General features: G+C 68.4%; 13 protein-coding genes. 8 read left to right on the top strand and 5 right to left on the bottom strand.

What is annotated here, in order from left to right; all coding sequences use genetic code 11:
* Window positions 1–2 precede the first annotated feature (2 nt).
* Window positions 3–743 (bottom strand): siderophore-interacting protein, encoded by a 741-nt coding sequence (locus ACS5PN_RS16615; protein ID WP_439465085.1) that lies wholly within the window; start codon window positions 741–743, stop codon window positions 3–5.
* A 34-nt stretch (window positions 744–777) separates the two neighbouring features.
* Here ACS5PN_RS16615 and ACS5PN_RS16620 point away from each other — a divergent pair, with 34 nt between their 5' ends.
* Window positions 778–1,245: a MarR family winged helix-turn-helix transcriptional regulator gene (locus ACS5PN_RS16620; RefSeq protein WP_439465086.1), complete on the top strand. Its 468-nt coding sequence runs from the start codon at window positions 778–780 to the stop codon at window positions 1,243–1,245.
* Here the strand turns inward: ACS5PN_RS16620 and ACS5PN_RS16625 are convergent.
* Entirely contained in the window at window positions 1,242–2,174 is a 933-nt protein-coding gene (locus ACS5PN_RS16625) for a LysR family transcriptional regulator (protein WP_439465087.1), read from the bottom strand. The genes ACS5PN_RS16620 and ACS5PN_RS16625 overlap by 4 nt on opposite strands.
* A gap of 89 nt (window positions 2,175–2,263) precedes the next feature.
* On the opposite strand from ACS5PN_RS16625, the gene ACS5PN_RS16630 reads away from it, so the two are divergent.
* The 4 genes from ACS5PN_RS16630 to ACS5PN_RS16645 all read left to right on the top strand — a co-directional run bounded on the left by ACS5PN_RS16630 (window position 2,264) and on the right by ACS5PN_RS16645 (window position 5,730).
* A complete protein-coding gene (locus ACS5PN_RS16630; RefSeq protein ID WP_439465088.1) occupies window positions 2,264–3,607 on the top strand; it encodes an aspartate aminotransferase family protein in 1,344 nt (447 codons plus the stop codon).
* Between the two features lie 7 nt (window positions 3,608–3,614).
* Window positions 3,615–5,105 carry a CoA-acylating methylmalonate-semialdehyde dehydrogenase gene (locus ACS5PN_RS16635; RefSeq protein WP_439465089.1) on the top strand — a complete coding sequence of 497 codons (1,491 nt, stop codon included), beginning with the start codon at window positions 3,615–3,617 and terminating at the stop codon, window positions 5,103–5,105.
* A gap of 65 nt (window positions 5,106–5,170) precedes the next feature.
* Window positions 5,171–5,446 (top strand): hypothetical protein, encoded by a 276-nt coding sequence (locus tag ACS5PN_RS16640; protein ID WP_439465090.1) that lies wholly within the window; start codon window positions 5,171–5,173, stop codon window positions 5,444–5,446.
* An 83-nt stretch (window positions 5,447–5,529) separates the two neighbouring features.
* Window positions 5,530–5,730, top strand: a complete 201-nt coding sequence (locus ACS5PN_RS16645) for a hypothetical protein (protein ID WP_439465091.1) — start codon at window positions 5,530–5,532, stop codon at window positions 5,728–5,730.
* A 123-nt stretch (window positions 5,731–5,853) separates the two neighbouring features.
* Here the strand turns inward: ACS5PN_RS16645 and ACS5PN_RS16650 are convergent, their stop codons facing one another.
* Window positions 5,854–6,558: an endonuclease/exonuclease/phosphatase family protein gene (locus tag ACS5PN_RS16650; protein ID WP_439465092.1), complete on the bottom strand. Its 705-nt coding sequence runs from the start codon at window positions 6,556–6,558 to the stop codon at window positions 5,854–5,856.
* Between the two features lie 67 nt (window positions 6,559–6,625).
* Window positions 6,626–7,135, bottom strand: coding sequence for a DUF4142 domain-containing protein (locus ACS5PN_RS16655; RefSeq protein ID WP_439465093.1), 510 nt, complete (start codon window positions 7,133–7,135; stop codon window positions 6,626–6,628).
* Window positions 7,136–7,256: 121 nt separating this feature from the next.
* Here ACS5PN_RS16655 and ACS5PN_RS16660 point away from each other — a divergent pair, with 121 nt between their 5' ends.
* Entirely contained in the window at window positions 7,257–8,612 is a 1,356-nt protein-coding gene (locus tag ACS5PN_RS16660) for a PQQ-dependent sugar dehydrogenase (protein WP_439465094.1), read from the top strand.
* A gap of 30 nt (window positions 8,613–8,642) precedes the next feature.
* On the opposite strand, the gene ACS5PN_RS16665 is transcribed toward ACS5PN_RS16660, so the two are convergent.
* Window positions 8,643–9,797, bottom strand: coding sequence for a catalase family protein (locus ACS5PN_RS16665; protein ID WP_439465095.1), 1,155 nt, complete (start codon window positions 9,795–9,797; stop codon window positions 8,643–8,645).
* Between the two features lie 111 nt (window positions 9,798–9,908).
* On the opposite strand from ACS5PN_RS16665, the gene ACS5PN_RS16670 reads away from it, so the two are divergent.
* Both ACS5PN_RS16670 and ACS5PN_RS16675 read left to right on the top strand, forming a co-directional pair.
* On the top strand, window positions 9,909–10,226 hold the full coding sequence (locus tag ACS5PN_RS16670; protein WP_439465096.1) for a plasmid stabilization protein: 318 nt from the start codon (window positions 9,909–9,911) through the stop codon (window positions 10,224–10,226).
* Window positions 10,227–10,312: 86 nt separating this feature from the next.
* Window positions 10,313–12,937, top strand: a complete 2,625-nt coding sequence (locus tag ACS5PN_RS16675; protein ID WP_439465097.1) for an excinuclease ABC subunit A — start codon at window positions 10,313–10,315, stop codon at window positions 12,935–12,937.
* The last annotated feature ends 57 nt before the right edge of the window (window positions 12,938–12,994 follow it).

The following is a 12,994-nucleotide window of genomic DNA, read 5'->3' on the forward strand; positions in this document are numbered from 1 at the left end:
CGTCAGCTCTCCAGCGTCTCGTGAAAGGCCATGGCGCCGGCCTTCCAGTAGGCCGCCACCTTCATGGCCTCCTTGGGCAGGCGCTTGTCGACCAGGACCTGGCGCACCCGCGCCATCACCGAAGCCTCGCCCGCCGCCCAGGCAAAGCCTTCGCCGTCGGGAAGGGCCAGCGCGGCGATGGCCGACACCAGCTCGTCGGCGGTCTGCACCCACTCGACTTGCAGGTTGGCACGGCTGGTCAGCAGGCGGCGGTCGCCGGCATCGCCGAGCTGCAGCATGACGATGGCGCGGCTGCCCTCGGGCAGCTCCTCCAGGCGGCGGTGCACGGCGGGCAGGGCCGAGTCGTCACCGATCAGCAGATGCCAGTCATAGTCGGTCGGGATGATCATGGAGCCGCGCGGGCCCCCCAGTGTCAGCTGCTGGCCGGCCGTGGCCTGGCGTGCCCAGTCGGAGGCCGCGCCGCTGCCGTGCAGGGCGAACTCCAGGGTCAGTTCGCGGGTCTCGGTGTCGAAGCGGCGCGGCGTGTAATCGCGGCGGGCGGGCTCGGCGCCGGTCTCATCGAAGAAGACCTTCACATGGTCGTCGAAGGAGTCGGAGCGGAAGCTGGCCAGCGACTCGCCTTTCAGCGTGACGGCGATGAAGTTGGGGCTTAGCTGCTCGACCTGCCGGACCTCGAGCTCGCGGCGCAGCAGTTCATGGCGCACGCGCTGGATGCGGCGCACCGGGGTGGTGGGTTCGGACATGGTGGATGGGTGTTGGTTGATAATGTCATCCATCATGCGCAAACAAGTTGATATTGTCAACCATAAGCCCGAGCTCGCCGAGGAGGTCGTGGAGAGCGTGCACACGGTCATGCACCTGTTCCGCTCCCTGCAGTTCCAGGCGCTGAAGGAGGCGGCGCATGACTTGAGCCATATGGAGGCCAAGACCCTGGGCTTTTTCGCCTCACGGCCCGGCGCCACGCAGAGCGAGCTGGTGCAGCACTCGGGGCGCGACAAGGGCCAGGTGGCGCGACTGATTGCGGGCCTGCGCGAGCGTGGCCTGCTGGAGGCCAGTGCCGACGCAGCCGACAAGCGCAGCGTGCGCCTGCAGGTCAGTGCCGCCGGCAAGGCCTTGCAGCAGCAGGTGCGCAAGCAGGGGCAGAAGGTGGCGGCCCAGGCCGTGGGTGGGCTGGACGAGGCGGAGTGCCGGCAGCTGCTGGACCTGCTGGCCAAGCTGCGCGAAAACCTGGAACGAACCGACTAGCGTTGACGCTTGGCGTGGGCCGCTTCCAGCGCCTGCACCAGCAGGCCGGCGGCGCGCGTCGGCGTCGGATCGTTGCGGTAGATGCAGGCGAAGCTGCAGTCATAGCCCAGCTCGGCGGTGGACACGGCGCGCATGCGGCCGGCCTCGACAAAGGGCCGGGCGTAGTGGTCGGGCAGGAAGCCGACAAAGCGGCCGCTCAGGATCAGCGTGGCCACGCCTTCCTGGTCGGACGCCGTGGCCGCCCGCTCGAGCTTGCGCTGGTGGGTCAAGCGCAGATTGGGTGAGTGATAGCCCAGGCCGGCCAGTTTCTGGCGGCGCAGGTCGCCCCATTTCCACGGCCTGTCGGCGCTGAACCAGGCGTGGCCGGCGCCGGCATAGAGGTGCATCTGCTCGCCGAACAGCGGCCGGTAGGCCAGGCTGTCCGAGCGGCGGTGCTCGGGAATGACGCCGACCTGGAACTGGCCCGACAGCACGCCCTGCTCGATGTCGGTGATGGTGCCGACGTGGATGTGCAGTTGCACGCCGGGTGCCGCCTGGTGGAACTGGGCCAACGCCAGGTCGACATGGCAGGCCGGGTTGCTGACCGTCTTCTCGAACAGCGCCAGATGCAGGTCGCCGGCGATCTGCTGGTGGATGCCCTCGAGCCGGGCGCGGAAATCGGTCGTCGCAGCCAGCAGCTGCAGGGCGGCCGAGTACAGCTCGGCCCCCTCGGCCGTCAGCGCGAAGCCGGCCCGTCCGCGGCGGCACAGCACCAGGCCCAGGCGCTCCTCCAGATCCTTGATCTGCCGGCTGATGGTCGGCATGCCGACGTTCAGCTCCAGCTCCGCCGCCGCCATGCCGCCGCATTCGACAACGGCCTTGAAGACGCGCAGCAGGCGCAGGTCGACGTCGGCAATCTGGCCCGGCAGCAGTGCGCTCTTTGGTTTCATATCAAGTCAAGTGAACATTGATATCTTGCCATTTTCTGAAATAGACGCGACGGGCAGTATGCCGGCATCGTTCGCAGGAGCCTTTGACCATGTCTGACACCACAAGCCACCGCCCCGACGGCTGGATGGACGCCCACTGGATGCCCTTCACGGGCAACCGCGAGTTCAAGGCCAACCCGCGCCTGCTGGTCGGCGCCGAAGGCGCCTACTACCGGACCGACGACGGTCGCAGGATCTTCGACGGCCTCTCCGGCCTGTGGTGCACGGGCCTGGGCCATGGGCGCACCGAGATCGTCGACGCCATCAGCCGCCAGGTGCGCGAGCTGGACTATTCGCCGGCCTTCCAGTTCGGTCACCCGCTGTCCTTCGAGCTGGCCAACAAGGTCGTCGAGAAGCTGCCCGCCGGCCTCAATCGCGTCTTCTTCACCGGCTCGGGCTCGGAGTCGGCCGACACGGCGCTGAAGATGGCGCGGGCCTATTGGCGTGCCAAGGGCCACGCCGGCAAGACGCGGCTGATCGGCCGTGCCAAGGGCTATCACGGTGTCAACTTCGGCGGCATCTCGGTCGGCGGCATGGTGGGCAATCGCAAGACCTTCGGCCAGGGCGTCGAGGCCGACCACCTGCCCCACACCCAGCCGCCCAACGGCAGCTTCTTCAAGGGCATGCCGCCGGGCGAAGGCCCCCACGGCGCGGCGCTGGCGGATGAACTGCTGCAACTCATCGCCCTGCACGACGCGAGCAATATCGCCGCCGTCATCGTCGAGCCCTTCTCGGGTTCGGCCGGCGTCGTCATCCCGCCCGTGGGCTATCTGCAGCGGCTGCGCGAGATCTGCACGGCCCACAACATCCTGCTGATCTTCGACGAGGTCATCACCGGCTTTGGCCGCACCGGCTCGTGGACGGGGGCCGAGGCCTTTGGCGTGACGCCCGACATCCTGACCGCCGCCAAGCAGATCACCAACGGCGTGCAGCCCCTGGGTGTCGTCGTCGCGAAGCAGGAGATCCACGATGTCTTCATGCAGCAGGGTGGGCCCGACTACATGCTGGAGTTCCCCCACGGCTACACCTACTCGGCCCATCCGGTGGCCTGCGCGGCCGGCATTGCCTCGCTGGACCTGCTGGAGCGCGAGCACTCGCTGGAGCGCGTGAAGGCGCTGGCGCCGGTGTTCGAGAACGCCGTGCATGGCCTCAAGGGCGTCAAGCATGTCGCCGACATCCGCAACTTCGGCCTGGCCGCGGGCATCACCGTCGCGCCGCTGCCCGGCGAGCCCGCCAAGCGCCCCTTCGACATCGCCATGGCCATGTACCGCAAAGGTTTTTACGTGCGCTACGGCGGCGACACCATCCAGCTGGCGCCGCCCTTCATCAGCACCGCGGCCGAGATCGACACCCTGGTGTCGGCGCTTGGCGATTGCTTCAACACCACCGCCTGATTTCATTGTGATCACCCATCTCATCAACGGCCAATCCGTCGACGGCGGCAGCCGCTCGGCCGACGTCTTCAACCCCGCCACCGGCAAGGTCGGCGGGCAGGTCCGCCTGGCCGACCGTGCCACCGTCGAATCGGCCATCACAGCCGCCCAGACCGCCTTCCCGGCCTGGCGCAACACGCCGCCGCTCAAGCGCGCCCGCGTCATGAGCCGCTTGAAGGAGCTGCTCGAAGCCCATGCCGACACCCTCTGCCGCCTCATCACCGATGAGCATGGCAAGGTGTTGGCCGACAGCCTGGGCGAGCTGCAGCGCGGCATCGAGAACGTCGAGTACGCCAGCTATGCGCCAGAACTGCTGAAGGGCGAGCACAGCCGCAATGTCGGCCCGGGCATCGACGCCTGGTCGGAGTTCCAGGCGCTGGGCGTCTGCGCCGGCATCACGCCCTTCAACTTCCCGGCCATGGTGCCGCTGTGGATGTGGCCCATGGCCATCGCCTGCGGCAACACCTTCATCCTCAAGCCCTCCGAGCGCGACCCGAGCAGCACGCTGTTCATCGCCCAGCTGGCCCAGGAGGCCGGCCTGCCACCGGGCGTGCTCAATGTCGTCAACGGCGACAAGGAGGCGGTGGACACGCTGCTGACCGACCCGCGCGTGCAGGCCATCAGCTTTGTCGGCTCGACGTCGGTAGCCGAGTACATCTACTCGACCGGCACCAGGCACGGCAAGCGCGTGCAGGCGCTGGGCGGCGCGAAGAACCACGCCGTCGTCATGCCCGATGCCGATCTCGACAACGCCGTCAGCGCGTTGATGGGCGCCGCCTTCGGTTCCTGCGGCGAGCGCTGCATGGCCATCCCGCTGGTGGTGGCCGTGGGCGATGCAACGGCCGACGCGGTGCGCGACAAGCTCGTCGCCGAGATGGCGCGCATGAAGATCGGCTCGGGCCGGGAGTCCGGCTGCGACATGGGCCCGCTGGTCACGAAGCCGCATCTGGACAAGGTGCGCGGCTATGTGGACCAGGGCGTGGAAGAGGGCGCCGAGCTGGTCGTCGATGGCCGCAGTTTGACAGTGGCCGGGCATGAGGGCGGCTACTTCCTCGGCCCCTGCCTGTTTGACCGCGTGCGGCCGGGCATGCGCATCTACGAGGAAGAGATCTTCGGCCCCGTGCTGGGCATCGTGCGCGTGGAAAGCCTGGCCCAGGCCATGGAGATGATCAACGCCCACGAGTACGGCAACGGCACCTGCATCTTCACGCGCGACGGCGAGACGGCCCGCCACTTCACCGACCACATCCTGGTCGGCATGGTGGGTGTCAATGTGCCCCTGCCGGTGCCGGTGGCCTATCACTCCTTCGGTGGCTGGAAGCGCTCGCTGTTCGGCGACCTGAACGCCTATGGCCCTGATGCGGTGCGCTTCTATACGCGGCGCAAGCAGATCACGCAGCGCTGGCCGTCCGCTGGCGTGCGCGAAGGGACGGTTTTCAGCTTTCCGTCCAGCCGCTGACGCCGAAAGAGGCTTCAAGCCAGGCAGGCTCACTTGGTGAGCCTGCCTGGAGACACGATAGGGGCATGACTGAAGCCCTCGACCCCAGTGCGCCACCACGATTGACCCCTGTCGACCACGGCATCCTGGCCCGCGTGCCCGGCCAGGACGTGGCCAGGGCCAGCAAATCCCTGCCCGATCCGGCCTGTGCCATCGCCGATGAAATCTGTGTCGAGATCGATGCTGCACGGGTGGGGCGCGTGCGCCTGACATTCAGGAAGCAGCGCTACAGCAGGCCGCGCGGCAACATCGCCTATTTTTCATGGCTCTGCCGGCATGCCGAACATGTCGTGCCGAGTTGAGCCGGCGGTCCTGGCCACTGACGAATCCACACAAGATTCACCGAGCCCTCGGCGTATCCTGAAGGCCGATTCCAGCCTCCGCCATGAACGCGCCGTTGTTGCCGCAAATCCTGCTCCGGCAGGATTGCCCCCCGCAAACCGATCTGGATCTCGCCACCGAGGGCGTGCTGCGCTATGTGTGGAGCAGCGAGTGGGGCGACATGCTCATTGAAGTGAGAGACGGCGCGGTCTACGTCAATGGCGGACGGGTCGAAGCGGCGCCGGCGTCAAAGCCGCAACGTTGAGGGCAGGGCGCTTGGCGCCACTGTGCCGCGAAGAAGCCGGCGACCTGACGCTCCAGCCGCGACAGCAAGGCGGCACGTCCGCTGAGGTGGCCTTGCAGTTCGGCTTCTCGGAGCCCAGCGACTTCACGCGGGCCTGAGCTCCACATCCACCACCAGCGGAAAGTGGTCGCTCAGCCGCCGCCAGGGCTCGTCGTTGACGAGGTGCACGGCCAGGCCCTGCTCGGCCCAGGCCTGCGGCACGAAGCAGAAGTCGATGTGGAAGGGGCGCTCCGGCTTGCGCAGGAAGTGATGCGTCGCATGGGCCTCGCCGCCATAGGCCACCTGATGATGGCGGTGGTAGGCGCTGACGAGGCCGGCTGCGTGGAGCTGCTCGAAACCCGTTGCCCAGCGCTTGATGCGCGCCGTGGGGCGGTCGAAGAAGGGGCTGCCGTTGAAGTCCCCGGCCACAATGGCCGGGCCGCGCTTGAGCAGGCGCGCATAGGCCGCCAGCCCGTTCAGAAAGGCCCGGCTGTAGCTGGGTGCGGGCCAGGTCCATACGGCCAGCAGGTGGAACTCCGCGCCGCTTTCGCCGTGCGTCACGCGCACGGGTGACACGCAGTTGGGCAGCGCGGCCGATGCCTTGCGCACCGGCGCCAACCGATAGCCGTTGAACGCGCGCACCTGGATGCCCAGGCGCGAGGCGTTCGACGGAAACCAACGCAGGCTGTCCGTCTGCGCAGCGGGCGCCATCGCCTCGGGAATGATGGCGACGTCGGGTTGCAGGCTTTCCAGCGCGGCCATCTTCTTGTCGAAGGGGCCGCGGCAGCAGTTCCACGTGACGATGCGCATGGGCCGACTTTAGGCACGGCCCGTGCCAGAACTGGCAGCAGGGAGTCGCGGTCGATACCGCGAAGGCCTACTTCTTGGGCGCGACGCTCAGGGCCTGTGCCATTTCCAGATGGTGGCGCAGGCCGGGCAGCGTCTTTTCCGCCCAGGCCTTGACCTCGGGGTCCTTGGCGTTCTTGGCGGCGTCTTCGAAGAGCTTGATGGTGTCCTTGTGGGCGTTGACGCCGAAGTGCTTGGCATAGCGCGCGTCGAACTTGTCGTTGTCGCCGGCGTCGATCAGCTTGATTTCGGCCTTCTGCTTGACCGAGGGGCCGTCCGGCAGCTTGACGTTCTTGGTCGCGGCCAGCGCCTTCAGCTCATCGGCCACCTTGGTGTGGTCCGTGACCATCGAGTCGGCAAAGGACTTCACATCGGCGCTCTTGGCCTTGCTCTGGGCCAGCTTGCTCGCTTCGATCTCGGCCGCGCCCGCATGCGCTGCGTCCTTCATGAAAGATGCGTCGGACTTGGCGTGAGCCGGAACGGCGGCCATGGCCGCGATGCAGACGAGCGAGGTGGCGAGCAGGGATTGAAGACGACGCATGGATGACTCCTGGGGTGAAGGGGCCGCGCGGGATGCGCAACCACCCCGATCGGCAAGCCCTGTTCCCGACGGCCCGCGGGCATGTCCATTGCCGTCTGGCATTCGATTGACAGGAACATTCATGCATCACACCCATTACGCCATCCGGGGGCTTCGCGCCTGCATGGGCCTCGGCCTGCTTTGCGCTGCCTTCGCCGCTCGCGCCGATGAAAGCAAATTGCCCGCGAATGCGGACGTCGGCCCCAACCCCACCCTGGTCAAGCCGGTCAAATCCGCAATTCCTACGGTCAATGTTGCACCGGCCGAGCCCTGGAGCGACAAGCAGGCGCCGAGGGCGGCGGCCGGCCTGCAGGTCAGCGCATTTGCCAGCGGGCTCGACCACCCGCGCTGGCTCCATGTGCTGCCCAATGGCGACGTGCTCGTCGCGGAGACCAACGGGCCGGAACGCCCCGACGACGGCAAGGGCATCAAGGGTGCCGCGATGAAGATCTTCCAGAAGCGCGCCGGCGCCGGGCCGAAAAGCGCCAACCAGATCTCGCTGCTGCGTGACACGGACGGAGACGGCACCGCCGACCAGCGGGTCGTCTTCCTGTCGGGCCTGAACTCACCATTCGGCATGGCCCTGGTCGGCGACCAGTTCTATGTCGCGAACACCGATGCCGTCATGGTGTTTCCCTACAAGCAAGGCCAGACGCAGCTGAATGCCGCCGAGGGCAAAAAGCTGACGGATCTGCCGGCGGGCACCATCAATCACCACTGGACCAAGTCGCTGATTGCCAGCCCCGATGGCAGCAAGCTTTACGCGACGGTGGGCTCCAACAGCAATGTGGCCGAGAACGGCATCGAAGCCGAGGAAGGCCGTGCTGCGATCTGGGAGATCGACCGCGCGACCGGCAACAAGCGCCTGTATGCGACCGGGCTGCGCAACCCCAATGGCATGGCCTGGATGAAGACGGGCAGTGCCCAGGTCCTGTGGACCGTGGCCAATGAGCGCGATGAACTCGGCAGCGATCTGGTCCCCGACTACCTGACGTCGGTGCGGGACGGCGGCTTCTATGGCTGGCCCTACAGCTACTACGGCCCGCATGTGGACGAGCGGGTCAAGGCGCAGCGGCCCGATCTGGTCGCGAAGGCCTTGAAGCCCGACTACGCCTTGGGGGCACATGTGGCAGCGCTGGGCCTGACATCAGCGGGCGGCAAACTCCCGGGCGTGCTTGCTGCCGGCAAGGGCGACGCTGGCGTGTTCATCGGCATGCATGGCTCCTGGAACCGCAAGCCCCTGTCGGGCTACAAGGTGGTGTATCTGCCCTTCGCCGATGGCCAACCCGTCGGCCTGCCCATTGACGTGCTGACCGGCTTTGTCGACCAGGACGGCAAGGCCCGCGGCAGGCCGGTCGGCGTGGCGATGGACACGCGCGGCGGGCTGCTTGTCGCCGATGACGTGGGCAACGTCGTCTGGCGTGTCTCGCCGCGGTGAAGCGGGCGAGCCCATCGCCAGCGTCGCGCGCTACCTGAACGGGCACCGGCCGGCGCCCGCCACGCCGGGCTCCTCGAAAGCCACGCCATTGCGCTCGGCGCGCGCCCGCCCGGACAGCTCGTAAGCCGAGCGCCGCGCCCGGTTCACCGATCCCAGCGGCTGGTGGGCCGCCAGGCCGTGCCAGGGGTTGAAGAAGAGCGCGTCCTCCTCGCGGTGGCGCGCCTCCGACGTCATGGGTGCGTGGGCGGCCACGGTCAACTGCGCCACCGGCAGATAGGGGCTGTGCTCCTGTGGCCATTCGACGGAGGCGTCCTCGACGGGCATGGTGTCCAGGTCCCGGCAGAGCTGCACGCGCAGCTCCCAGAACGCGGCGTTGCGGTTGAAGAAGTCCTCGACCGCCAGGCGCAGTCCATCCGGTTGGTCTTTCAGGTCCACCGCCACCCCTTCAAGGGCTTCAAGCTCGGGCGAGACCGGCGCCAGAGAGAACTTGGCGATGTAGTCGCCGAAGCGGAACGGGACGGCGCTGAAATAGGTCTCGCCGAGCGGATGGTGCAGGGGGTGGCCGCCCAGGCCCTTCAACGTTGCACTTTCCGTCCCCATGGCCTCGAGCAGCTTCTCGGTGCCGCGAAGCAGCGCCGACAGCAGCTTCTTCGCGCCTTCGGCCTTGTCGGTCGTCGAGGCCAGCAGCTTCAGGGCTCCGGCGAACTTCTGCGCGTTGGGCTTGTTGAAGGCCGGCGCATTGACCATCAGGAAGTCCTGCGTCGTGGCCTGCTCCGAACCGGCGAGGCGCTCCCCCTGGACGCCGAGCACCTTGAGGGCGATGCCACGGGGCGTGGACACCTTGTCGTCCAGCAGATCACCGGGCGAGGTGGAGATGCGCAGCACCGCCGGGTAGGTGCCCGGCTGCGCGAACAGCCCCTGGGCCAGCAAGGGCGGCAGGTTGTCCAGCACGTGCAGCTTGCCGTACAGCAGGGCGTGACTCTTGGCGTGCACGGCGCGCAGCCCCCGGCCTTCGTCGCGGTAGGTGATGTCGGCGATCTTCTGCAGGCTTTGCTCGATGTCGGCGATCGCGTCCGCCTCGTCGGGTTCCACGCGCTCGACCGACGGCGAATAGGCCACGGGCGGCTGCGCATCGACGTTCAGGTAGACCGGGGCGGCCGAGGCTTCGGGCAGGACTTCGTTCATGGGGCTCTCCAGGGCATGACCCCGCTCAGGGGCATGCGGCGCTCCCGCTCAGGCAGGCGCGGCGGCATGGCGCTTGCCCGCTGTGGGCATCTCCAGCTTTGAAAGAGCACCATGCCCCGAGGCGACAAATCTTCCTACACGGACAAGCAAAAACGTCAGGCCGAGCACATCGAGAGCGGCTACGAGGACCGTGGCGTGCCCAAGGACGAGGCCGAGCGCCGCGCCTGGGCCACGGTCAACAAGGAGACCGGTGGCGGCAAGAAGTCCGGCTCGGGCCGCGGCAAGCCGGAGAACCACGAGCCTTCGCGCAAGGGCGGCCGCATCGGCGGCGCCACGGCGGCCAGCCGCACGGCCGCGGAGCGCTCGGCCTCCGCCAGGAAGGGCGCCGAGACCCGCAAGCGCAACGCTGCGGCGCGCGCCCACCACTGAAGCGTTGCGATGACGGCGCCAGCCGTGGCTCTCACGTGCAAGCGCCCGCTGCAGGCCATACTGGAGAACCGGTAATCCGTACGACATTGACCTCCAAGACTCCGCCCCCCGACCTCTCAGGCTTTGTGCGTGTGCGCGGCGCGCGCGAGCACAACCTGAAGAACGTCGATGTCAACGTGCCGCGCGACGCGCTGGTGGTGTTCAGCGGCGTGTCGGGCTCGGGCAAGTCGTCGCTGGCCTTCGCCACCATCTACGCCGAGGCGCAGCGGCGTTATTTCGAGTCCGTCGCGCCCTATGCCCGCCGGCTGATCGACCAGGTCGGCGTGCCGGCCGTTGACAGCATCGACGGCCTGCCGCCGGCCGTCGCCCTGCAGCAGCAGCGCGGCACACCCAGTGCGCGTTCGTCGGTCGGCAGCGCGACCTCGCTGTCCAGCCTGTTGCGCATGCTGTATTCGCGCGCCGGCCGCTACCCGGCCGGGCAGCCCATGCTGTACGCGGAGGACTTTTCCCCCAACACGCCGCAGGGCGCCTGCCCCACCTGCCATGGCCTGGGCCGCGTCTACGAGGTCACCGAGGCGTCCATGGTGCCCGACCCGTCGCTGACCATCCGCGAGCGCGCCGTGGCCGCCTGGCCGCCGGCCTGGCACGGGCAGAACCTGCGCGACATCCTCGTCACGCTGGGCCATGACGTCGACAAGCCCTGGCGGGACCTGCCGAAGAAGCTGCGCGACTGGATTCTCTTCACCGAGGAGCAGCCCACCGTGCCCGTCTACGCGGGCTTCACGCCGGCCGAGACCCGCGCCGCGCTGAAAAGCAAGACGGAGCCCAGCTACCAGGGCACCTTCATGGGCGCACGCAAGTATGTGCTGCACACCTTTGCGACGACGCAGAGCGCGCTGATGAAGCGCCGCGTGTCCCGCTACATGATTGCCAGCGACTGCCCGACCTGCGACGGCAAGCGGCTCAAGCGCGAGGCGCTGTCGGTGACCTTCGCCGGGCTGGACATCGGCGAGATGGCGCGCATGCCTTTGCGCGAGCTGGCCGAAGCCCTGGGCCCGGCTGCGCGCGGTGACGCCCGCTCGAGCCAGGCCGCCGGCATCAGCAAGACCACGTCCCGCGCCCATGCGGCGCAGCGCGTGGCCGCCGGCGGCAAGGCGCATGCGGCCGCCCCGGACGTCAGGCGCACGCCGGAGCAGTCCGAGGAGAAGCGCATCGCGGCCCAGCGGCTCGCGCACGACATGTTGGAGCGCATCACCACGCTGAACGAGCTGGGCCTGGGCTATCTGTCGCTGGACCGCGGCACGCCGACGCTGTCCTCCGGCGAGCTGCAGCGGCTGCGCCTGGCCACGCAGATCCGCTCCAATCTGTTCGGCGTCATCTATGTGCTGGACGAACCCTCGGCCGGCCTGCACCCTGCCGATGGTGAGGCCCTGCTGGGCGCGTTGAAGGCGTTGAAGAGCGGCGGCAACTCCCTCTTCATCGTCGAGCACGATGTCGAGCTGATGCGCGAGGCCGACTGGCTGGTCGACGTGGGCCCCGAGGCCGGCGAGCGCGGCGGCGAGGTGCTGTACAGCGGCCCGCCGGCCGGGCTGGCCGCGGTGGCGGCCTCGCGGACGGCGGCCTATCTGTTTCCCAAGATCAGGCCTGTTCGGCCGCGGCGCCGCGAACCGCGCGACTGGCTGGAGCTGGCCGGCGTCACGCGCAACAACCTGCGCGGGCTGGGCGTCGAGTTCCCGCTCGGCTGCTTCGTCGCCGTCACCGGCATCTCGGGCTCGGGCAAGTCCAGCCTGGTCAGCCAGGCGCTGGTGGATCTCGTCGGCCAGGCCCTGGGCCACGAGCCGCCGCTGCCCGAGGCCGAAGAGGACGAAGACGGCGATGTCGCCGCGCGGGAAGTGACCCATGGCCACATCGTCCGCGGCGCCGAGCACATCCGCCGCCTCGTCAAGGTGGACCAGAAACCCATCGGCCGAACGCCGCGCTCTAACCTGGCGACCTACACCGGCCTGTTCGACCACGTGCGCAAGCTCTTTGCCGCCACGCCGGCCGCCAAGTCCAAGCGCTATGACGCCGGCCGCTTCTCGTTCAACGTCGCCAAGGGCCGCTGCGACACCTGCGAGGGCGAGGGCTTCGTCAGCGTGGAGCTGCTCTTCATGCCCAGCGTCTATGCACCTTGCCCGACCTGCCACGGCGCTCGCTACAACGAGGCCACGCTGAAGGTGCGCCTGCGCGAGCACAGCATCGCCGACGTGCTGCGCATGACAGTGGACGAAGCCGCGACCTTCTTCGCGCAAGACGCGGCGCTGGCGCGACCGCTGACGCTGCTGCAGCAGATCGGCCTGGGCTATCTGCGGCTGGGCCAGCCTGCCACCGAGCTGTCCGGCGGCGAGGCGCAGCGCATCAAGCTTGCCACCGAACTGCAGCGTGCCCAACGCGGCAGCACCCTCTATGTGCTGGACGAGCCCACCACTGGCCTGCATCCGTCGGACGTGGACAAGCTGCTCGCCCAGCTCAACAGCCTCGTGGACGCCGGCAACACCGTCGTCGTCGTCGAGCACGAGATGCGCGTCGTGGCCGCCAGCGACTGGGTCATCGACGTGGGCCCCGGCGCCGGCGCCGAGGGCGGCCGCATCGTCTGCGCCGGGCCGCCGGAGAGGGTGGCGGCGGAGCCGGCGAGCCGCACGGCGCGGTTCATTGCGCGGGCATTGGGATAGCGTCCGTCACCAGCCGATGATGGCTGCTTGTCGCCGTCCGCCATCAGTGCCGGCGTG

The sequence above is a fragment of the Roseateles sp. NT4 genome, assembly GCF_051857475.1.
In the GTDB taxonomy this organism is placed as follows: Bacteria; Pseudomonadota; Gammaproteobacteria; order Burkholderiales; family Burkholderiaceae_C; genus Pelomonas.

Coding starts and splice junctions, on each gene's coding strand:
- ACS5PN_RS16615 (WP_439465085.1), bottom strand. CDS start 743: ATGTCCGAACCCACCACCCCGGTGCGCCGCATCCAGCGCGTGCGCCAT.
- ACS5PN_RS16620 (WP_439465086.1), top strand. CDS start 778: ATGCGCAAACAAGTTGATATTGTCAACCATAAGCCCGAGCTCGCCGAG.
- ACS5PN_RS16625 (WP_439465087.1), bottom strand. CDS start 2,174: ATGAAACCAAAGAGCGCACTGCTGCCGGGCCAGATTGCCGACGTCGAC.
- ACS5PN_RS16630 (WP_439465088.1), top strand. CDS start 2,264: ATGTCTGACACCACAAGCCACCGCCCCGACGGCTGGATGGACGCCCAC.
- ACS5PN_RS16640 (WP_439465090.1), top strand. CDS start 5,171: ATGACTGAAGCCCTCGACCCCAGTGCGCCACCACGATTGACCCCTGTC.
- ACS5PN_RS16645 (WP_439465091.1), top strand. CDS start 5,530: ATGAACGCGCCGTTGTTGCCGCAAATCCTGCTCCGGCAGGATTGCCCC.
- ACS5PN_RS16650 (WP_439465092.1), bottom strand. CDS start 6,558: ATGCGCATCGTCACGTGGAACTGCTGCCGCGGCCCCTTCGACAAGAAG.
- ACS5PN_RS16655 (WP_439465093.1), bottom strand. CDS start 7,135: ATGCGTCGTCTTCAATCCCTGCTCGCCACCTCGCTCGTCTGCATCGCG.
- ACS5PN_RS16660 (WP_439465094.1), top strand. CDS start 7,257: ATGCATCACACCCATTACGCCATCCGGGGGCTTCGCGCCTGCATGGGC.
- ACS5PN_RS16665 (WP_439465095.1), bottom strand. CDS start 9,797: ATGAACGAAGTCCTGCCCGAAGCCTCGGCCGCCCCGGTCTACCTGAAC.
- ACS5PN_RS16670 (WP_439465096.1), top strand. CDS start 9,909: ATGCCCCGAGGCGACAAATCTTCCTACACGGACAAGCAAAAACGTCAG.